Below are 18,648 nucleotides of genomic sequence, written 5' to 3'. Positions count from 1 at the left end.
GCGTATTCCCTTCTTATTTCAGATCACACTGAACATTATATTTTTTCAAAATCAGCATTTCTTTTGACAATATCACTTGATGAATCACATCCTGCTTGGTCATCTGTCTAAATTGACGGTCTAAAGCATCCCTGTTTCGATCTGCCGCTTGATACAACTGCTCCACATAATTACTCACGATTCCACAGAATTGAACTTGCTGTTGTGGGGTAAAACTGGTTTGCTGAGCATCCAAGCTGTTAAAAAAAATTCTGGTTTCCTGCTTATATTGTTCCGAAATTTTTTCCACTGATGTTACATATTGCTCAACACTTGCAAAGGCAATATTTGATGTCGCACAGCCCATTAAAAAACAAGAAAATAATATTTTTTTCATAATTCAATCAATATTGTTCATCGTTAGAAATACAAATCCAGCCTAAGATTATCATATACTTCAAGTTTCTAGATGTAGATTTTATTCATCAATATGCAAAAAATATGGCTTGTATTGAGTATAGGCTTGTTCTGAAGGTGCCGGCAATTCACCCGAAGTTACCGTCCCTAAGCGTAAACGAATAATTTCAGGCGAATCTACCCGATATGAATAAATTGGACTACCGCATTCCTGACAAAAAACACGTGCCTTATTTGGGCTATGAAAATATTCTTTTAGAAATTTAATTCCACTGCTAATTTCAAATTTGGATTTCTGCAAAGGACTGTTCCAGCCAAAGATTGAACCTTGAGCCATTTGACAGTCTTTGCAGTAACATATGATGGTTTTTTCAATTTCACCATGATAACGATACTTCACTATTCCACATAAGCATTGACCTTCTATCATGCTCAACTCCTTATTTTTTATTATCATTGCAAAATCATCATCTGCAATTAGATTCTTAGCTGGCGCTCTTTTTGCATTTCATTAATGCGCATTTTTAGTTTTGCAGACAACAGCTCATTATTTTTGACCAAGCGCTGTGCATGCAATAAGGACTTAATTGCATTTTCTTCCCAGCCCGACCAATATTCCACTTCCGCACGATAACGCAATACATTTACTGTTCTAATTGGGGATTGCTGGTCGATATTTGCAGCTTGCTGCATCAAGCGCCAGGCCTGAATATCACGAGGATTCTTATTGGAAAAACGCTGAACGAGATTTAATGCTTGTGCAGGTTCTTTTTGGCGAATATATACTTCCGCCAGCTTAAAAGCTAAAGCTCGATTTTCAGGCATAATTCGTGCAGCAGACTGAATCGCTTTATATGCTTCATCGGTTTTGTTTTGCCCCAAATAAATATCGGTTTGGATTAACACCAACAAATTATTTAAGCGCTGCTGTGCCTTTGCCTGATCTAAAACTTGCTGAGCTAGAACATAGTCACCTTGTTTTAGATAAAAAGCGGATAGAGCCAACTGCCCTGCAAAATTTTTACGATTGGCTAAAATCTGTAATTGCTGTTCGGTGGTCTGATTAGAAATTACCCGACTGTACCATTTCAGTATTTCAAAATCTTCATCATGCAAACTTGATTTGACTCGAGGGAACTGATTTGCGCGTAAACGCGCTTCACTCATCCGCTCTGTACTGAGTGGATGTGTTAACCAAAAGTCCGGCAAGAAACTGACCTTACTGGTTGATCGATCCATCACTTCAAAAAAATCCGCCATACTTTGCGGACTATAACCAGCGCTATACATATATTGCATGCCAATCCGGTCAGCTTCACGTTCCTGGTTACGGCTGTAATTCAGCTGCTTATCCATTAATGCAGCTTGCGAACCCAACATCACTGCGGTACCGACATCACCATCCGCTTGCGAAGCAATCAAAGCACCCACCAAAAGCCCTGCTAAAGTCAACAAGCCCTGGCCCTTAAAAGCTTCTTGTGAGCGACTGTAATGACGTTGTGACACATGTGCAACTTCATGCGCCATTACCCCAGCCACTTCATCCATATTGCGAGCAGAAATCACCATCCCTGTATTAATGGCAAATAGCCCGCCAGGAACGGCAAAAGCGTTGATTTGAGGATCATTGATAATGACCAGGCCTATAGGCTGCCCAAGCTGGGTTTGACTTAAAATATGGGAAAATACACTGCCTAATTGATCTTCCAACCATGGATTTTGCAACACAGGCATTTGTTTTTGAACTTCACGGAATACTTTTTCGCCAATCATTTTTTCTTTTTGTTGGTCAATTAAACCGACTCCGCTGCCGATTTCAGGAACATTAAACTGGGACGTTGAATTCACATTAGCACTGTGCGTCGGCCCCATAATTGAGACCAAACCAATACTGCAAGCCAATAGAAACCGTTTCAATGTTATATTCTCAAACTGCTTTTTTTCAATTTATCAGACTATAACATTGAAAATTTGAGGGATTTGCAATGAAGTGTTATCAAATTTAAGAAAATGAAGCATTCACCACATAAGCTGGTGTTCGTCCTTCCAGTGCATCAACCAAATTACGATAAGCCAGTTCAGCCATTTTTTTACGGGTTTCTGCAGTCGCTGAACCGACATGGGGTAAAGTCACGACATTATCCAAGCTAAAAAGTTCGGATTCCTGTAAAGGCTCTTTGGCATAGACATCCAACCCGGCAGCAAAAATCTTGCCCGCTTTTAAGGTGTCAATGAGTGCCTGTTCATCCACCACGGAACCACGTGCAATATTCACAAACACCGCATGCGGCTGCATTTGATCAAACTCATGCGGACCGATCAACGCTTTAGATTCTGTATTTAAATCGACAGCAACCACAACAAAATCTGACTGTTGTAATAATTCATCCAGACCACAATATCGTGCATTTAAAGACTGTGCCAATTCTAATTTTTCACGACGATTATGATAAAGAATATTCATATTAAAGCCATGAAAGCCACGACGTGCCACAGCAGCACCAATATTACCCAGACCAATAATGCCCAAGGTTTTAGCAAAAACATCGCGTCCAAATTGGGCTTCAGCTGCTGTACGCTTCCATTGACCTTGCTTGGTCCATTGATCCAAATAAGGAACTTTACGCGCAGCACTCATCAATAGCGTAAAAGCTAAATCGGCAGTGGTTTCTGTGAGCACATGAGGCGTGTTAGATAACCAGATTTTTTTCTGATTTAAATAAGCAAGATCATAGTTGTCATAACCCACGCTGACACTGGAAATAATCTTAAGTTGCTGTGCTGTCGCCAAATTACTCTCATTGAGTAGACGCCCTGCCCCAATCATACCATCTGCATCTTTGACCTGTTCACGGATCTGCTCATTAACCTCACCCAATTTTGGATTAATAACTTCAACCTGATATTGAGCTTGTAAACACTGAAGTATGTCTTGATCTAACTGACTAAAAACAACAACTTTCTTCTTCATGTAGCATCCATGTTCTGCTTAGTTTTTTGCATAAATTGCCATAAACGTTTTTTTAATAATGGCTGATCCAACATCTCTTGCAGACCAGCTAAATGAATACTTTTTGAATGATTAAAATAAGGAAATTTCCCTAAAAAAATAATATTTTTATCTGCGCTAATGGCATCTATAAAGCCTTGCACATAACTTTCTGCACCGCGACCATCCTGGAAATTAACCAAAGGAAATGGCCACTGTAATTCATAATATTCGGCTTGAAGGGCTTGTTGAATATTATTCCACAGTTGCTGTTGTTCAGCGCTCAGTTCAGTAGCATCAATCACGATGACACAATGTGGCAAACCAAAAGCCTGCAATTGAAAAGCTGCGATGTGTAGCGCAGGTCGTTCCTCAACAACTTGAGGCAGAACTTCAGCTTGAACTTCTTTGACAACCAATGTGGGCGTTGGTAACTGTTTTGGTCGATCAAACGTTTTGAGCTGTTCAGCCTTTGGCTCTAGCACTATAGGTGATTGAGCTTTCGCCACCACAATTTCAGTCAGATATTCAGGTGCAGCTTGATCTCGCCAAATGGATGAAGATGGCATTTTTTGACACGAAGCAACCTTAGGAACCCAGATATCGATTCCTAATGTTGCCAGTATGTCACGCTGATGCCCTATCATCTTTTTTCATCACCCATTGAATGCTTGGTATTCTAACGAGATTACTTGTCTTTTGCTGATCTTTTATTAAAGATTAGTTTAATCATCACTCATCTATAATTTTATCGCAGCTTGTTTATACAATCATCAAACTATTTTTTTTCTGCATTTGTTCAATAATTTCATCTGTTTCAAAACCAAAACGCCAATACAGCAATTCCAGAACATCCAGCTCATCCTGGGTAATAATACGGTCATTCCACAAGCACAGTTCGGCAATACCCAAAATACTTAAACGATCACGCAGTAGCAAGCCCGCGATATCATTTAAGATTTCTGCCAAATCAATCGGTTCATCCGAGATTTCAGTATACATCTCCAATTCTTTTGCGGTTAATACACGCTTGAGAATCTTTTCGCGTACATCCAGTTGATTCAGGCTATTAATTTGCTGCACATGCAACAAGGCATCAATCAGACGCACAATATGCGGTTTAACTTCGTCCAATGAAGTCGGTGTATGTAATGGAAGAAGATTCAATTCAAATTTCACATATTCAAGCAGCAAGGCATCCAGCAGCCCGATTTCACCATCTTCTTGAATAATTCGCGCCAATTTCATTAAAAACTGCCGCGCAATGGTGGCAGGCATTGCCCCAATATTTTTGCAAGCTTCACGAAAAATAGAAATATGAACCCGACCGTCTAAATTGAGTAATGAATCAACAATGGCCCGACTCACTTCCGCATCTGCAGGAATAAATTCACGATACTGCCGAATCATTAAAATAGACACCATCACTTCTCGCGAACCGGTTGCCGTCTGCAATGCCCGCTGTATTAATTCAGGACGCCGCATATTATTTCGAATTTCTGGATTTAAAGGTTTAATCGCATCATTAATTGCAAAACTAATCGGTGATAAACGTAACAGCGGAAGCGGTTGTGGTGAACTCAACGGTGAATATATTTCACTATTCACTTCATCCAGTGACCGGAACAAACTAAATAACGGTTGATTACGTAATTTTTTTAAATTTTCAAGCTGTAAATCCTGCACCAACCCTGGGTTCAGCTCATAAATACGTTGCTCAATACTTGGATGAATATTCATCCAGTTTTGCGGACTTAAAGAATTGGCAAAGCACATATGAGAAATGGATTCCGCATATTCACTATAAATTTGCGAACCTGAATGATGCACATTGATTCTTAATAGCGTTTGCACATTGGCATCATTTTGAATCAGGCGTCTGGTTTTTTGATCATTTTTAAATGTCCGTCCACCCAATGAAATATATTTAATAAATCGGGTAATCAAAATACCCAAGCTTCCCACCAACCAGATCACACCACCCATTGCAACAAAAGAAGTCGCAAATTTATGCGTACGCGCTTGACCATGCTTGGTAAAGCCCTGTTTGGCAATTTTACCGCCCCACTGGCTAAAAGTGGTCAGACTGCTGTAAAGGATTTTTAGACGGGTATTTTCTGCCGTTTCACCAGATAAAATCTTATTAAATTCATGGCTTAATAAACCATAAAGCTCTAATTCATCTAAATTTTGTAATGCACCCCAAGTCAGAATAATCACAATATCACGCGGATAAAAACCTGCTGTGAGTGCATTTACACCCACTTCATTGGGAAGTACATAGACTGCAGGGGTATCAATTAAAAAGGTATCTGCCAATTGTTCAGTGATTTTGAGCGCAAGACTTTCTTCAGGAATACTTTCTATTAGGCTTAAGCGACGCGCACCCAACTGTTTTGCCAGCGAATGGCCACCGGAACGAAACACATAAAACTCATACAAAACTGAAATAGCCATCACGCCAAGCAGCAGCACGATTAAATAAGGACTCAAAACATGCCAAAAAATAGACTGGCTATGATCAAAATAAAATACCCACAAGCCAGTGATCGTATTTAAAAAGAATAGTGTGAGTAATACAGCAAGCATACAAACACTTGCAGACCAAACCATATTTTTGTTTTGAATAAAAGAATAACCCGCACTCTTCAATGTGAAGATCCTTTATTACCTTATACTTTGTTTAAACATCATAAATTAAAAAAGCGGGAAATTCCCGCTTTTCATAGAATTAAAAAGAATTTTATTCTTCTTTCACTCCAGTAAGATCAACCGATGCAGCATCAATATTCACATCAATATAACCACCGACGGCTTTTTTTGCAGAATCATTGCGTTTGCGCTCAAGCTCATCTAGATAAGCTGCATCAATTCCGCCCGCCACATACACACCATCAAAAACTGAGCAATCAAATTCTTGTAGTGCAGGTACTTTACTGGTACGAACAGCACCTTTTAAATCTTCCAAATCCTGGAAAATCAAACGGTCGGCACCAATAATTTCACGAATTTCTTCCACACTACGACCAGATGCAATCAGCTCGTCTTTTGCAGGCATATCAATACCGTACACGTTTGGATATTTCACCATCGGTGCAGCTGAAGCAAAGAATACTTTCTTCGCACCGGCATCACGTGCCATTTGAATAATCTCGTTACAGGTCGTACCACGAACAATCGAGTCATCAACCAGTAAAACATTCTTGCCTTTAAACTCAAGTTCAACCGGGTTCAATTTTTGACGAACTGATTTTTCACGTTGTTGCTGACCCGGCATAATGAAGGTACGTCCGATATAACGGTTCTTCATAAAGCCTTCGCGGAATTTAACGCCCAAAATATTGGCAAGTTCCAAAGCGGAAGTACGCGATGTATCTGGAATTGGAATCACCACATCAATATCGTGTTCTTCACCCCACTCACGTGAAATTTTATACGCGAGTTTTTCGCCCATCTTCAAACGTGCTTTATAAACTGAAATGCCATCAATGATTGCATCTGGACGTGCAAAATACACATATTCAAAGATACAAGGACGATATTCAGGATTTTCCGCACATTGCTTGGTAAACATTTCACCTTCAGAAGTAATGAAGATTGCTTCACCCGGCTCAATATCACGTTCAACTTTAAAACCTAAAGCAGTAATTGCCACTGATTCAGAAGCAATAATATATTCCATGCCTTTTTCAGTTTCACGCGAACCATAAATCAGTGGACGAATACCGTTTGGATCACGGAAGCCAACCAAACCATGTCCAGTAATCATTGCTACAACGCCATAAGCACCTTTACAACGCTCATGTACCCGTGAAACCACCTGAAAAACATCTTCTGCAGTTGGATTCAGCTTGCCACTTTTTTGCATTTCATGCGCAAAAACGTTTAGAAGCACTTCTGAATCTGAATCGGTATTCATATGACGAAGATCTGTTTTAAACAAATCATCATGAATTTCTTCAGCGTTGGTCAAGTTACCGTTGTGCGCCAAGGTAATACCATAAGGCGAATTCACATAAAACGGCTGTGCTTCCGCACTGCTTGAAGAACCTGCAGTTGGGTAACGCACATGACCAATACCGTAATTACCTAGCAGTGCACGCATGTGACGCGTATGAAAGACGTCTCGTACCATACCGTTGTCTTTACGCAGGAACAAACGCCCTTCATGACAAGTTACTATTCCGGCTGCATCCTGACCACGATGCTGTAACATCGTTAATGCATCAAACAACATTTGGTTAACAGGTGATTTACCAGCTATACCAACTACTCCACACATAGCAACCTCGCAAACAAGCTAGGATTAATAAAAAGGATTATTTGTTGATTCATCTGTACGCGCTGCATGCTTCTGCGTTTTATCAGACGATGAGTCGGAAGATGCCGGCGCACCTTCATCGGACTTGATATGATTGAGCGCTCCATGTGCGGCTTCTTTAGAAAGCTCAGCGGCCCATGGTGCATAAGGGATCAGGAGTTGTACAAATTTAGACTGTTTCCAGTGCGGAGAACTTTCCACCCAAGGACCGATGCCCTGCATGGTAATAAGTACAATCATTAAGCCCTTTAAAGAGCCAAAAGCACCGCCTGCCAATCTGTTGAGGGGGCCAAGTTTTAGACTCTTTAATATCTTGTTGAGGAATGCAGTAATAACCCAGGTTAACACCACCATGACCAATACAATAAATGCAAAAGCTGCAATTTTTTGTACTACTGGGTCTCCACTGAGTGAGACCATCGAAGGTGCCAGAATGGTTGCGTATTTTGCACCTACGATCAGTGCAAAAATCCATCCTACCAAGTTCGCAAAGGCTGAAACCAATCCTTGTCGCAAACCGTTTAGCCCTCCAATGAGCAAAATAATCAGTATGAAGATATCCAATGTATTCATGGTGTATTTAGCGCATCAACACAATCTTTAACCAGTGTTGGACCTGTATAGATGAGGCCACTATAAATTTGTACAAGGCTTGCACCAGCAGCTTGTTTTGCAACTGCCTGCTCACCTGACAAAATACCGCCGACACCAATCAATGGAATTTGACCTTTCAATGCTTTTGAAAATGCTGCAAGACAAGCGGTACTTTTTTCAAAGACTGGCGCACCAGACAAGCCACCCGCTTCATTACCATACTTGAGATTTTCCACGCCTTCACGTGACAAAGTGGTATTGGTCACAATCAAACCATCAATTTTAAACTGGATCAATTGCTTTGCAATAAATTCGATATCTTCAGGGGTTAAATCTGGAGCGACTTTAAGCACCAAAGGTACATAATGCTGATGTTCTTCAGCCAGTTCAAGCTGACGCTTTCTTAATGTTTCCAACAATTCTGTCAGCGCATCACCGCTTTGCAGGCTACGCAAATTTTTGGTATTCGGTGATGAAATATTGACAGTCACATAAGAAGCGTAGTTATAGACTTTTTCAAGACAAATCAGATAATCATCGACTGCATTTTCAACCGGAGTATCGGCATTTTTACCAATATTAATCCCCAAGATGCCTTTGAATTTTGCAGCTTTCACATTTTCAATGAGTTTGTCTACCCCGTCATTATTAAAACCCATACGGTTAATAATGGCTTTGGCTTCAGGTAAACGGAATAAACGAGGATGCGGATTGCCCGCTTGTGGACGCGGTGTAATGGTTCCAATTTCAATAAAACCGAACCCCAGTCCAGCCAGGGCATCAATATAAGCGCCATTTTTGTCTAGGCCGGCAGCTAAACCCACTGGATTGGGAAATTGAATCCCCATACAAGTCACTGGTTTAGAGGCAATGCTTTGACGCATCATGCCCATGCGATGAGCTGATTTCAATAACGATAGTGTCAGCTCATGTGCACGCTCTGGTGCTAAAGAAAACAACAAAGGGCGGGCAAGAGAATACAACATATCTGTAAAAGTCTACTGCTTTTTAAGTCGCCATATTATAGGCATAGCCCATGAAAAACACCATGCTTAGCAGATCTTTATTTTTACCCATTATTGCACTGTCGCTGTTAATTTAATCTGACCTGCCTCAGAAATTAACTCTATTTTCTCAAGACTTAGTCCCATCTGAGCCAATTGGGTTAAAAAATTTGCCAAAATGGCGTAATTTTCATGCACTGCCACAATTTGAATTTGTTCACCTGCTTGCTGTGATGCAACCGATAGTCCTTGTTGCTGAGCAACACGTTGTACTTTATCTGCCGCAGTTAACTGCAAATCATCGGCAGGTTTCATGGTCACGGCATTACTTTGCATCCAGACCATCATGTCTTTTAAATCATTGACCCGATTTTGCTGTTTATTGGCCGCTGCATGCATAAACCAAAGTGCCGAGCCAATCGCCGCAACCAGAACAAAAATGGTGGTAAAAATCACCATATAGCGTTCACGCACAGACAACCGATCCAAATAATCCGCGATTCTCTCTATCGATTGATCAATCGAGCTTTGCAGTTTTTCTGATGTTTTCATTATTGTATTTTCACCAATCCAAGTGCACCGGTGCCATTCGGCTGAATATTGCCTAATTCAACTTTAAACCCTTGCTGATTCAGTTGTTGCGTTAGAGTTTGCAATGCCGCAGCAGAATTGGCTTTCAATTCCATATTTAAAACTGAAGCATTGTAGTTGATACGATTCGCCACAATTTGATTTTGCATTAAAACTGGACCTACACGACTGAGTAGCTGCAAGGCTTGAGTATTGGCACTTTTATTCAAACGCACATGACTTTCAAACTGACTTTTTAAATTCTGCTCAGTGACACGGCTACTTTGCCCAAACCAGTATTTATATTGATCGATCGCTTGCACCGCAGTCTGATCTGCCACTTTTCTATACTTATACCAGCGTGTCGCATCATAGCTAAACTGAACCATTAAAGCAGCGACCAACACGGCAGCACATGCTTTCCAATACCCAGTTACACCGGTGCTGTTTTTCGCTTTCGGCAGGATATTAAAAGGATGATTTTTCGCTTTTTTTAAGACAGGAAATTGATAATGAAAAGATTCAATCTGCTCATGCGTGACCATTGCTTCAAGGCTTTGCATTTGTTCAGCAGTAAAATTACTAACTTTATAACGTTGCCCTTGCGGCTGATAATCTAAAAATAAGGCTAAATCATCAACCGAATTCCCCATAAATTCATTTTCACGTACCAGCAAACGTCCTGATACATTGGCAATGACAGTTTGCGCTGCTTCAGGAATGGGTAAAATCAGAAAATCAGGCAATAGGGAAATGACTTTGACCGGAATCAAGCTCAAGGCATTTTGTAGCATTTCCACTGTGCTATTTGCCACACCCAAAATAACCAACTGATCTGGATTTTGAAAATGATGCAATACCTTCATTGAATCAATGGGTAAAACAACAAATTCCTCTAATAGATATTTAACCCCGTCCACACCCAATTTTTTATATTGTGATTTGGCTAAAGTCTGTTGCAGCATTTGCGCATCACGGCTTGGAAAAAACACGATGGCTTCTTCCCTATGATGGGCTTGAGTCTCTTGAATCAAATGCTCGAGACTAGAGACTGGATACCAGCTCTCTCCAGTCGACCATTGCCAAACCCCATTGGCTTCAGGCATCCATAAATACAACATTAATGTTTTTCTGCCGTTTTAATTAATATTTTATGTGTTTGGAATAAAACTTTTTAACTGTGTTGATAATCCGGCAGCAATGACTGCTTGCTCATATATGCGCGCTTCAGCCAGAGCATACGGATGGAACGACTCGGATGTCAATAATGATGAAATATGCGCCACCACATTCATATGACACACCACAACAATCGATTCATAAGGCAACTGGGACAACCATTCAACTGCTGATTTCGCATCATCTTCAGGTTTAATCTTATTACATACCAGCACAGGTACATCATGAAAATAATGTTGCAGATGCGCCAAAGTCTCTTGTGCACGCAATAAAGGGCTCACCACAAATACATCGGGTTTAATCATGTCCTTTAAATATTCTGCGGTTTGTTGCGCCTGCTTATGCCCTCGCTTGGTTAATGGACGTTTGTCATCATTTCCATTGACCGCAGGAGAGGCTTCACCATGACGGACTAAAGTGAGTTGCATAAAATTTCCTTATTCTAAATATGCAGCAATTATAACCCAACTTTATGACAGAGCTCATTTATTCCATTATTTGAAAAACTATACTTCATGGTGAGGTAAAACGAACTCCACATCACTACGATGCCCATTTTTCATCAGTGAAAGTGCAATGCTTAAAGGCGGTGCGCCTTCAAAAATTACATCATATAAAGCACTGGTAATTGGCATATACACATCTAATTCTTCTGAACGGCTGCGTACCTGAATAATGGTATTGATCCCTTCTGCCGTTTGACCCAATTCTTTGGTTGCCTGTTCTAAGCTCTTACCAGAACCCAAAGCAAAACCAACTTGATAGTTCCGGCTCAGCGGACTACTACAGGTCGCAAATAAATCCCCCACTCCTGACAACCCCAGGAACGTCAATGGATTTGCACCCAGTTTCACCGCAAAACGGCTCATTTCTGCCAGTGCACGAGTCAAGATCATGCTTTTGGTATTTTCACCGACTTTATAAGCGGCCGCCATACCCATTGCAACAGCATAGATATTTTTTAAAGCACCACCAAGTTCCACACCATGCACATCATCACTGGCAAACACACGGAATAATGCACTGTGTAAGGCTTGTTGTACGGCATAACGGACCAGTTCAGACTCACTTGCAATCACAGTACCAGCAGGTTGACCTGCCATAATTTCTTTAGCTAAATTCGGTCCAGAAAGTACCCCATAAGGTACTTCAGGTAACTCTTCACGAATAATATCGCTCATAAAACTAAAAGTTTTTGCTTCAATCCCTTTGGTTAAAGAGATGACTGCCTGTGAAGTAATGAATGGTTTAATTTGTTTCAGCACATCACGAAAAGAATGGCTTGGAATCGCCACTAAAATAATGTCGCGGTTACAAATAGCCGTTTCTAAATCGGTTACCGCTTTCAAACCAGACTCTAAAGTAAAATCGGGTAGATAACGTTTATTGACATGGGTTTGATTAATTTCTGCTGCGGCAATGTCATCACGAATCCAGATCATGGTATCGCAACCATTACGCACTGCTGTATTTGCCATTGCAGTACCGAAACTACCACCACCTAAAACTGTTACGCGTAACGCCGTTTTTTGATCAACTGAAACAGGTTCAACAAGATCTGAAAAATTCAACTCTGACATTCTTTTTATATCTCGACTCAGTATTTTATGACCCAGTATTCAATAAAGTTATTTATTCCAATAACTCACATAATCTTGTGTATTTATTTCTGCACGTGCGGGAATGGCTTTTGCTGCCGTTCCAATATAAATAATTCCAGAAATTAAATCATCCTCTGCCAGGCCTAAAGCCTGTTTAAACAGATTCGACTCAATCACAACACCGCTTCGCCACATGCTTGAAAAACCCTGCACTTGTAACGACAATAAGAAATTTTGTATTGCCGCACCGGTACTTAAGGTTTGTTCAAAATTGGGAACTTTCGGATGTGGCTGAAATTTCGTTAATGCCAAAACCAAAAGTGGTGCACGAAATGGATGGTTTTTAACACGGTCTAACTGAGTCTGATCTGTTTCCCCCAAATCCGCCAAAGCTTTAGACAATAATTCACCAAAAGCTTCACGTTGATCCGCTGAAATCACCACAAAACGGGTCGGCTTTAAACGATGATGGTCTGGCGCAGTCAATGCAGCTTGAAAGGCTTTTTCCAACTGTTCTACATTTGGCGCAGGCTCGATTAAATGGCCAATCGACTGACGTTGATGAATATTAAAATGAACCATATCTACCGCTGAATCAGTCATTAACTTCTATATCTGTGTACTAAAATATTTCATTAAGATTAGCATATTCTTATTCAGATACTCTAGAGCAATTAGGCAACGCCCTTCACTCAATTCTAGCCTTAGATATGAGGCAGTCACAGAGGGACCATATAAAACTGCATATTTCATACAAGTCTTTCAAAAAGCATCCAAAAAGTTATGCTCAAATGCTTTTTATTCTTTTTAAAACGAATCAGGGGAAAAAGATGAATAAAGTTTTTGCACTCTCTTCCACAGTTGCCGTTGCTCTTGCCTTAACTGCATGTACATCCAACCCAACCACATCATTAGCCATTCAAAAACAAAATAACCAGTATGAAGTGACCGGCGTAGGTAAAACCAATCTCATTTCTAAAAACAATGCCATTACCGCTGCCAACAATACTTGCGGCAAAAAGGCCACCCCAGTCGTGATTGATGAAAAAACTGAATACAATGGTGCTTTAAAAGGCGTTGTGGATGAAAAAACTGGACAAATGATTCAGGCTGCAACCAGCGTTCTAGGTACTTTGACAGGAAAAAGTGGCAGTCTCGCTCGTGATGAAGACTACCAAACAGTTCTAACATTTACTTGCCGAGCTAACTAAATACCGGAATGATAATTTTATGTGATTACATCAATAAAATATGATGTTTTGAGCATACAAAGAAAAGCCGCTTTAAATAAGCGGCTTTTCTTTTACATTTTATTTAATACCAAAATTAACAATAACCTTCCATACGGGTTAACGGTAGTTTTTGACCAATGGCTTTTTCAATTTCTGGAAGATAGAACGCATCATCTTCAGACAAGAAACTAATACTGACACCTTGTGCGCCTGCGCGACCGGTACGACCGATACGGTGTACATAATCATCTGATTGTTCAGGTAAAGTAAAGTTTATAACATGTGAAACGCCATCCACATGAATACCACGACCGGCAACATCGGTTGCAATCATAATATTATGCTGGCCACTTTTAAATTGATCGAGCATTTTGGTACGCTTGTCTTGTGCAATTTCACCTGACAACATCACGACCTTATAACCATCTCTTTTTAAATGATCATAAAGTTTACGCACCTGATCACGACGATTGGCAAAAATCATGACTTTTTCAATCGGTTCATCGCGTAAAATTTCTTGCAACAATTTATATTTATCTGTTTTTGCAACCATGTAAACACGTTGTTCAACATCTGCATTGGTTTTCTTTTCTGGCTCAATTTCAACAGTAACAGGTTCGAATAACCATTGTTGTGCCAAGTTTAAAACATCATAACTAAAGGTTGCAGAGAACATGAGCGTTTGACGCTGTTCTTTACGCGGTGAATAACGCACAATTCGTTTTACCGACGGAATAAAGCCCATATCAAGTAAACGGTCTGCTTCATCAATCACTAAAAATTCGATTTGATCCAGCCAAACTTCTTTTTGTTCAACAAAATCAATTAAGCGACCCGGTGTCGCCACAATAATATCGACAAACTGTTTATCAAGTTGTGCTTTTTGTTTATCAAAATCAACACCACCCAACAAGGTAACCACATGCAAATCGGTAAATTTGGTTAAATCTTTAGCATCACTTTCAATTTGTAAAGCCAACTCACGTGTTGGAGCAAGAATTAAGGCACGTGCTTCACCACGAAAACGTTGTTCTTTAATCGGATTATTAAGCAAATCATTAATCACACTGACAAGGAAAGCGGCTGTTTTCCCGGTACCTGTCTGGGCACGACCAATGGCATCATGTCCAGCCAAAGTGAATTTCAAAACCTTTTCCTGAATCGGTGTCATTTCTTTGAAACCTAAGGCATCAATAGCTTGTTTAAGTTTCGGATGTAAATTTAAGGTTTCAAAACCAGATGACATATAAATGCGCTCTAACTTAATAATCAGGAAAATTGTAGCCTATTATAAACAAAAACGCCCCAAATTACATTGGGGCGTTCTCATGAATAATCAGGCGATTAGTCTAAAGGTTGTACTTCTTCAGCTTGGAAGCCTTTTTGACCTTTAACTACGCTGAATTCAACACGTTGGCCGTCACGAAGTGAACGGTGACCGTCACCTTGGATAGCGCGGAAATGAACGAATACGTCATCGCCGCCGTTACGTTGAATAAAGCCGAAGCCTTTAGTGTCGTTGAACCATTTAACTACGCCTTGTTCACGAGCTGTCATAAGTTAATCCTCATTGTATTTAATAGAAGGACCACCCGGTGTTGCAAACAGCAGAGTAAACAAGGTTTAAAAATATTTATTATTTCTAAGCTTGTAATCATTCTGTATTACTATTAACAAAATCCCGGTTACATCCATTTCAATATTCAAGTTTAAGACAAATTTAACTGTGTCATTAATCTGAATACGCGACGAGCTTACCATGGGTTTATAACAATTCATACTGTTTTTTTTGAATAATTTCCCTTTTGATCGAGTTTTATTTTACTAATTATTTATCTATTTTATATCAGTACTTTTTATGTTGAGATTATATAATTTCATTTAGCTTTGGCACCAAATTTGCTAACATTTCAGAACGTTTTTTCAGAAATTTAATGAGATGAATGATCTAGCCAATCCAGCGATTATCATAGATGCGATGGGCAAACCCTGCCCCATGCCATTATTGATGCTTAAGCGAGCGATCAAGAATAAATCAGATCATCTATTTTTATTAAAATCGTCAGATCCACATAGTCAGCAAGATGTAACCCGTTATTGCCAAATGCATCAATTGAAATGCACTATGACAAAAATAACTGATACTGAATATCACTACTTAATTGAATCTTAATTATTTTCAATTAAACTAGAACTTTTCAAATTTGCATAAAAAATTACATTTCTCTACCCAATATTCCTTATTTCAGGAAAATATTGGATTAAGATAAAATTTAAGTGGTTATGTCATCCATTCTGAAGGAGAACACATGAGTGACAGCAGCAATCAATTGATGCCCCTGTCATTATCGGCGCCAGGGGTAAATCTCGGTGCTTATATCAGTACTGTCAATCAGATTCCTATTTTAACGGCTGAACAAGAAAAAGAGTTGGCCGAACGGTATTATTACGACCAAGATTTAGACGCCGCAAAAATGCTGGTCATGTCTCATTTGCGTTTTGTTGTCCATATTGCACGTAGTTATGCAGGCTATGGTTTGCCACAGGGCGACCTGATTCAAGAAGGCAACCTGGGCTTAATGAAAGCGGTTAAACGTTTTGACCCGAATATGGGTGTACGTTTGGTCTCTTTTGCCGTGCATTGGATTAAAGCTGAAATTCATGAATATGTGATTCGTAACTGGCGTATTGTCAAAATTGCGACCACCAAAGCGCAACGTAAACTCTTCTTTAACTTACGTAGCTTAAAAAAATCGAGTAAGAAGCTGACACTCGAAGAAGCAAAATCGATTGCCAATGACTTAAATGTAACACCAGAACAAGTCTTGGAAATGGAAGGTCGTTTAACAGCCTATGATGCAGCATTTGAAGCTCAGGGTGATGACGATGATGAAGGTTCAACTCATGTCGCACCGGCTTTATATTTAGAAGACAATCGTTACGATCCAGCACGTTTAGCTGAAGAAGAAGACTACGAGCAACAAAGTACTTCTGCACTACATAGTGCAATGGATCAGCTTGATGATCGTTCGCGTAACATTTTGCAGCGCCGTTGGCTAGATGATGAAAAATCAACGCTGCATGAATTGGCGGCTGAATATAATGTGTCTGCGGAACGTATTCGTCAGCTCGAAAAAAATGCAATGGAAAAAATTAAAGTCGCAATGTCTTCTAACTAAGCTATTGGACTCATTTTATTCGTTTTTAAAGAAAGGGCTGCGTGCCCTTTTTTTATATTTAGACATTTGTATTGTTGCTTTTTGCCTTTCGTATAAACGCTAATATATGCTAAGTTAAGCGCAAATTTACTCAGGTGATCATTGCTTATGTGGATTGCAATTTCAGCCCTTAACTTGGCATTTGCGGTCATGCTAGGTGCATTTGGCGCGCATGGCTTAAAAGCACAGGCAAGCGAAGCTCAATTGGCTTGGTGGCACACAGCAACTGACTATTTTTTCTATCATGCTCTTGGACTTTTGGCGCTCGCCATTCTAAGCAAAGTTATTCCCCAACTGCCTATTAAAGCCAGTTTTATCCTGATTCAAGTCGGTATTTTATTTTTCTGTGGCTCATTGTATGTGATGGCCTTAGGTTTACCTCGTGTATTAGGGGCCATCACACCGATTGGCGGGGCTTTAATGATTGCAGGTTGGCTGGTACTGGCTTGGAATGCATTGAAATATGCAAAATAAAGTTAAGGAACAGGGAGAAATGACTATGCATATTTATTTAAATGGCGAATCGCAAAATACCTCATGTACTAATTTATTAGAATTGATTCAAGAATTAGCCTTGGAAGGCAAACGCTTTGCTGTTGAACAGAATGAAATGATCATTTCCAAAAGCAAATTGGCACAAACCCTTATTTGCGCTGAAGATCATATCGAAATTATTCATGCCGTCGGTGGCGGCTAATTCGGAGCTCCCATGGAAGATACCCCGCTTATAATTGGTTCTCGTACATTTAATTCACGCTTATTGGTCGGTACAGGTAAATATAAAGATTTAACTGAAACTGATTTAGCCATTCAAGCCAGCGGTGCAGAAATTGTGACGGTTGCAATTCGCCGTGTGAACATTGGGCAGCATCCTGACCAGCCGAATTTACTTTCTGTTGTACCACCTGAAAAGTACACAATTCTGCCCAATACAGCAGGTTGTTTTGATGCCAACAGTGCGATTCGTACCTGTATGCTTGCACGTGAACTTCTGGATGGTCACAACCTTGTTAAACTGGAAGTATTGGGTGATGAAAAAACACTTTACCCGAATATCACCGAAACTTTAAAAGCTGCTCGCACCTTAATTGACGATGGCTTTGAAATCATGGTCTACACCTCGGATGACCCGATCGTGGCTCAAGAGTTAGAGAGCATGGGCTGTGTTGCGATTATGCCTTTAGGCAGCCTGATTGGTTCAGGGTTGGGTATTTTAAATCCGCACACCATTTCTATTATTAAGGAAAATGCCAAAGTTCCTGTATTGGTAGATGCTGGTGTGGGTACAGCGAGTGATGCTGCTATTGCAATGGAATTGGGTTGCGACGGCGTACTCATGAATACCGCGATTGCTGCTGCGCAAAATCCCATCTTAATGGCTTCTGCGATGAAAAAAGCGGTTGAAGCGGGTCGCGAAGCGTTTTTAGCTGGTCGCATGCCACGTAAACGTATGGCAAATGCAAGTTCACCTGAAACAGGCTATTTCTTTAAGTAATCTCAATTCAATAATAAAAAAGGCGATCAATATCGCCTTTTTTATATTC

The 18,648-nt window shown here is 40.2% G+C and carries 22 protein-coding genes; 6 read left to right on the top strand and 16 right to left on the bottom strand.

What is annotated here, in order from left to right:
- Positions 1-13 precede the first annotated feature (13 nt).
- The 14 genes from HLH14_RS04010 to HLH14_RS03945 all read right to left on the bottom strand — a co-directional run bounded on the left by HLH14_RS04010 (position 14) and on the right by HLH14_RS03945 (position 13,257).
- A complete protein-coding gene (locus HLH14_RS04010; protein ID WP_067723357.1) occupies positions 14-376 on the bottom strand; it encodes a hypothetical protein in 363 nt (120 codons plus the stop codon).
- A gap of 81 nt (positions 377-457) precedes the next feature.
- Positions 458-826 (bottom strand): GFA family protein, encoded by a 369-nt coding sequence (locus tag HLH14_RS04005; protein ID WP_067723355.1) that lies wholly within the window; start codon positions 824-826, stop codon positions 458-460.
- 47 nt (positions 827-873) lie between these two features.
- Positions 874-2,313: a M48 family metalloprotease gene (locus HLH14_RS04000; RefSeq protein ID WP_067723353.1), complete on the bottom strand. Its 1,440-nt coding sequence runs from the start codon at positions 2,311-2,313 to the stop codon at positions 874-876.
- An 85-nt stretch (positions 2,314-2,398) separates the two neighbouring features.
- Complete coding sequence (locus tag HLH14_RS03995; protein WP_067723351.1) at positions 2,399-3,367, bottom strand: 2-hydroxyacid dehydrogenase; 969 nt, start codon at positions 3,365-3,367, stop codon at positions 2,399-2,401.
- Entirely contained in the window at positions 3,364-4,032 is a 669-nt protein-coding gene (locus HLH14_RS03990) for a hypothetical protein (protein ID WP_067723349.1), read from the bottom strand. The genes HLH14_RS03995 and HLH14_RS03990 overlap by 4 nt, the downstream gene beginning before the upstream one ends.
- 115 nt (positions 4,033-4,147) lie before the next feature.
- Entirely contained in the window at positions 4,148-5,998 is a 1,851-nt protein-coding gene (locus HLH14_RS03985; protein WP_378321313.1) for a M48 family metalloprotease, read from the bottom strand.
- A gap of 130 nt (positions 5,999-6,128) precedes the next feature.
- Complete coding sequence (gene purF / locus HLH14_RS03980; protein WP_067723345.1) at positions 6,129-7,667, bottom strand: amidophosphoribosyltransferase; 1,539 nt, start codon at positions 7,665-7,667, stop codon at positions 6,129-6,131.
- A gap of 24 nt (positions 7,668-7,691) precedes the next feature.
- Complete coding sequence (locus HLH14_RS03975; protein WP_067723343.1) at positions 7,692-8,279, bottom strand: CvpA family protein; 588 nt, start codon at positions 8,277-8,279, stop codon at positions 7,692-7,694.
- Entirely contained in the window at positions 8,276-9,286 is a 1,011-nt protein-coding gene (locus HLH14_RS03970; RefSeq protein WP_067723341.1) for a quinone-dependent dihydroorotate dehydrogenase, read from the bottom strand. Before HLH14_RS03970 ends, HLH14_RS03975 begins: the two co-directional genes overlap by 4 nt.
- Positions 9,287-9,376: 90 nt before the next feature.
- Positions 9,377-9,856 carry a type II secretion system protein GspM gene (gspM, locus tag HLH14_RS03965; RefSeq protein WP_067723339.1) on the bottom strand — a complete coding sequence of 160 codons (480 nt, stop codon included), beginning with the start codon at positions 9,854-9,856 and terminating at the stop codon, positions 9,377-9,379.
- Positions 9,856-10,995: a type II secretion system protein GspL gene (gene gspL, locus HLH14_RS03960; protein WP_171532727.1), complete on the bottom strand. Its 1,140-nt coding sequence runs from the start codon at positions 10,993-10,995 to the stop codon at positions 9,856-9,858. Before gspL ends, gspM begins: the two co-directional genes overlap by 1 nt.
- Before the next feature lie 30 nt (positions 10,996-11,025).
- Complete coding sequence (gene sixA / locus HLH14_RS03955; RefSeq protein ID WP_086194364.1) at positions 11,026-11,481, bottom strand: phosphohistidine phosphatase SixA; 456 nt, start codon at positions 11,479-11,481, stop codon at positions 11,026-11,028.
- Between the two features lie 78 nt (positions 11,482-11,559).
- The gene (locus tag HLH14_RS03950) at positions 11,560-12,633 is read right to left on the bottom strand and encodes an NAD(P)H-dependent glycerol-3-phosphate dehydrogenase (RefSeq protein ID WP_171532726.1); all 1,074 of its coding nucleotides are present in this window, start codon (positions 12,631-12,633) and stop codon (positions 11,560-11,562) included.
- A 48-nt stretch (positions 12,634-12,681) separates the two neighbouring features.
- Positions 12,682-13,257, bottom strand: coding sequence for a nitroreductase family protein (locus HLH14_RS03945; protein WP_171532725.1), 576 nt, complete (start codon positions 13,255-13,257; stop codon positions 12,682-12,684).
- 227 nt (positions 13,258-13,484) lie between these two features.
- On the opposite strand from HLH14_RS03945, the gene HLH14_RS03940 reads away from it, so the two are divergent.
- The gene (locus tag HLH14_RS03940; protein WP_171532724.1) at positions 13,485-13,865 is read left to right on the top strand and encodes a hypothetical protein; all 381 of its coding nucleotides are present in this window, start codon (positions 13,485-13,487) and stop codon (positions 13,863-13,865) included.
- Between the two features lie 115 nt (positions 13,866-13,980).
- On the opposite strand, the gene rhlB is transcribed toward HLH14_RS03940, so the two are convergent.
- Both rhlB and HLH14_RS03930 read right to left on the bottom strand, forming a co-directional pair.
- Positions 13,981-15,132 (bottom strand): ATP-dependent RNA helicase RhlB, encoded by a 1,152-nt coding sequence (gene rhlB, locus HLH14_RS03935; protein ID WP_067723327.1) that lies wholly within the window; start codon positions 15,130-15,132, stop codon positions 13,981-13,983.
- 98 nt (positions 15,133-15,230) lie between these two features.
- The gene (locus HLH14_RS03930; RefSeq protein WP_004648643.1) at positions 15,231-15,443 is read right to left on the bottom strand and encodes a cold-shock protein; all 213 of its coding nucleotides are present in this window, start codon (positions 15,441-15,443) and stop codon (positions 15,231-15,233) included.
- A 382-nt stretch (positions 15,444-15,825) separates the two neighbouring features.
- On the opposite strand from HLH14_RS03930, the gene HLH14_RS03925 reads away from it, so the two are divergent.
- The 5 genes from HLH14_RS03925 (at position 15,826) to HLH14_RS03905 (ending at position 18,599) form a co-directional block, all read left to right on the top strand.
- A complete protein-coding gene (locus HLH14_RS03925) occupies positions 15,826-16,059 on the top strand; it encodes a sulfurtransferase TusA family protein (protein WP_067723325.1) in 234 nt (77 codons plus the stop codon).
- 136 nt (positions 16,060-16,195) lie between these two features.
- Positions 16,196-17,065, top strand: a complete 870-nt coding sequence (gene rpoH / locus HLH14_RS03920) for an RNA polymerase sigma factor RpoH (protein ID WP_067723323.1) — start codon at positions 16,196-16,198, stop codon at positions 17,063-17,065.
- A gap of 147 nt (positions 17,066-17,212) precedes the next feature.
- Positions 17,213-17,578, top strand: coding sequence for a DUF423 domain-containing protein (locus HLH14_RS03915; protein WP_067723321.1), 366 nt, complete (start codon positions 17,213-17,215; stop codon positions 17,576-17,578).
- A 25-nt stretch (positions 17,579-17,603) separates the two neighbouring features.
- Positions 17,604-17,801, top strand: a complete 198-nt coding sequence (gene thiS, locus HLH14_RS03910) for a sulfur carrier protein ThiS (RefSeq protein WP_067723444.1) — start codon at positions 17,604-17,606, stop codon at positions 17,799-17,801.
- 12 nt (positions 17,802-17,813) lie between these two features.
- Positions 17,814-18,599, top strand: a complete 786-nt coding sequence (locus tag HLH14_RS03905) for a thiazole synthase (RefSeq protein ID WP_067723319.1) — start codon at positions 17,814-17,816, stop codon at positions 18,597-18,599.
- Positions 18,600-18,648 lie beyond the last annotated feature (49 nt).

This window comes from Acinetobacter terrae (genome assembly GCF_013004375.1).
Lineage (GTDB): Bacteria > Pseudomonadota > Gammaproteobacteria > Pseudomonadales > Moraxellaceae > Acinetobacter > Acinetobacter terrae.
This window is presented reverse-complemented; position numbering and strand designations above follow the sequence as displayed.

Coding starts and splice junctions, on each gene's coding strand:
- HLH14_RS03970 (WP_067723341.1), bottom strand. CDS start 9,286: ATGTTGTATTCTCTTGCCCGCCCTTTGTTGTTTTCTTTAGCACCAGAG.
- HLH14_RS03945 (WP_171532725.1), bottom strand. CDS start 13,257: ATGACTGATTCAGCGGTAGATATGGTTCATTTTAATATTCATCAACGT.
- HLH14_RS03925 (WP_067723325.1), top strand. CDS start 15,826: ATGAATGATCTAGCCAATCCAGCGATTATCATAGATGCGATGGGCAAA.
- rpoH (WP_067723323.1), top strand. CDS start 16,196: ATGAGTGACAGCAGCAATCAATTGATGCCCCTGTCATTATCGGCGCCA.
- HLH14_RS03905 (WP_067723319.1), top strand. CDS start 17,814: ATGGAAGATACCCCGCTTATAATTGGTTCTCGTACATTTAATTCACGC.
- HLH14_RS03940 (WP_171532724.1), top strand. CDS start 13,485: ATGAATAAAGTTTTTGCACTCTCTTCCACAGTTGCCGTTGCTCTTGCC.
- HLH14_RS04010 (WP_067723357.1), bottom strand. CDS start 376: ATGAAAAAAATATTATTTTCTTGTTTTTTAATGGGCTGTGCGACATCA.
- HLH14_RS03930 (WP_004648643.1), bottom strand. CDS start 15,443: ATGACAGCTCGTGAACAAGGCGTAGTTAAATGGTTCAACGACACTAAA.
- purF (WP_067723345.1), bottom strand. CDS start 7,667: ATGTGTGGAGTAGTTGGTATAGCTGGTAAATCACCTGTTAACCAAATG.
- rhlB (WP_067723327.1), bottom strand. CDS start 15,132: ATGTCATCTGGTTTTGAAACCTTAAATTTACATCCGAAACTTAAACAA.
- sixA (WP_086194364.1), bottom strand. CDS start 11,481: ATGCAACTCACTTTAGTCCGTCATGGTGAAGCCTCTCCTGCGGTCAAT.
- gspM (WP_067723339.1), bottom strand. CDS start 9,856: ATGAAAACATCAGAAAAACTGCAAAGCTCGATTGATCAATCGATAGAG.
- thiS (WP_067723444.1), top strand. CDS start 17,604: ATGCATATTTATTTAAATGGCGAATCGCAAAATACCTCATGTACTAAT.
- HLH14_RS03915 (WP_067723321.1), top strand. CDS start 17,213: ATGTGGATTGCAATTTCAGCCCTTAACTTGGCATTTGCGGTCATGCTA.
- HLH14_RS03975 (WP_067723343.1), bottom strand. CDS start 8,279: ATGAATACATTGGATATCTTCATACTGATTATTTTGCTCATTGGAGGG.
- HLH14_RS03985 (WP_378321313.1), bottom strand. CDS start 5,998: ATGGTTTGGTCTGCAAGTGTTTGTATGCTTGCTGTATTACTCACACTA.
- HLH14_RS03995 (WP_067723351.1), bottom strand. CDS start 3,367: ATGAAGAAGAAAGTTGTTGTTTTTAGTCAGTTAGATCAAGACATACTT.
- HLH14_RS04005 (WP_067723355.1), bottom strand. CDS start 826: ATGATAGAAGGTCAATGCTTATGTGGAATAGTGAAGTATCGTTATCAT.
- HLH14_RS03990 (WP_067723349.1), bottom strand. CDS start 4,032: ATGATAGGGCATCAGCGTGACATACTGGCAACATTAGGAATCGATATC.
- gspL (WP_171532727.1), bottom strand. CDS start 10,995: ATGTTGTATTTATGGATGCCTGAAGCCAATGGGGTTTGGCAATGGTCG.
- HLH14_RS03950 (WP_171532726.1), bottom strand. CDS start 12,633: ATGTCAGAGTTGAATTTTTCAGATCTTGTTGAACCTGTTTCAGTTGAT.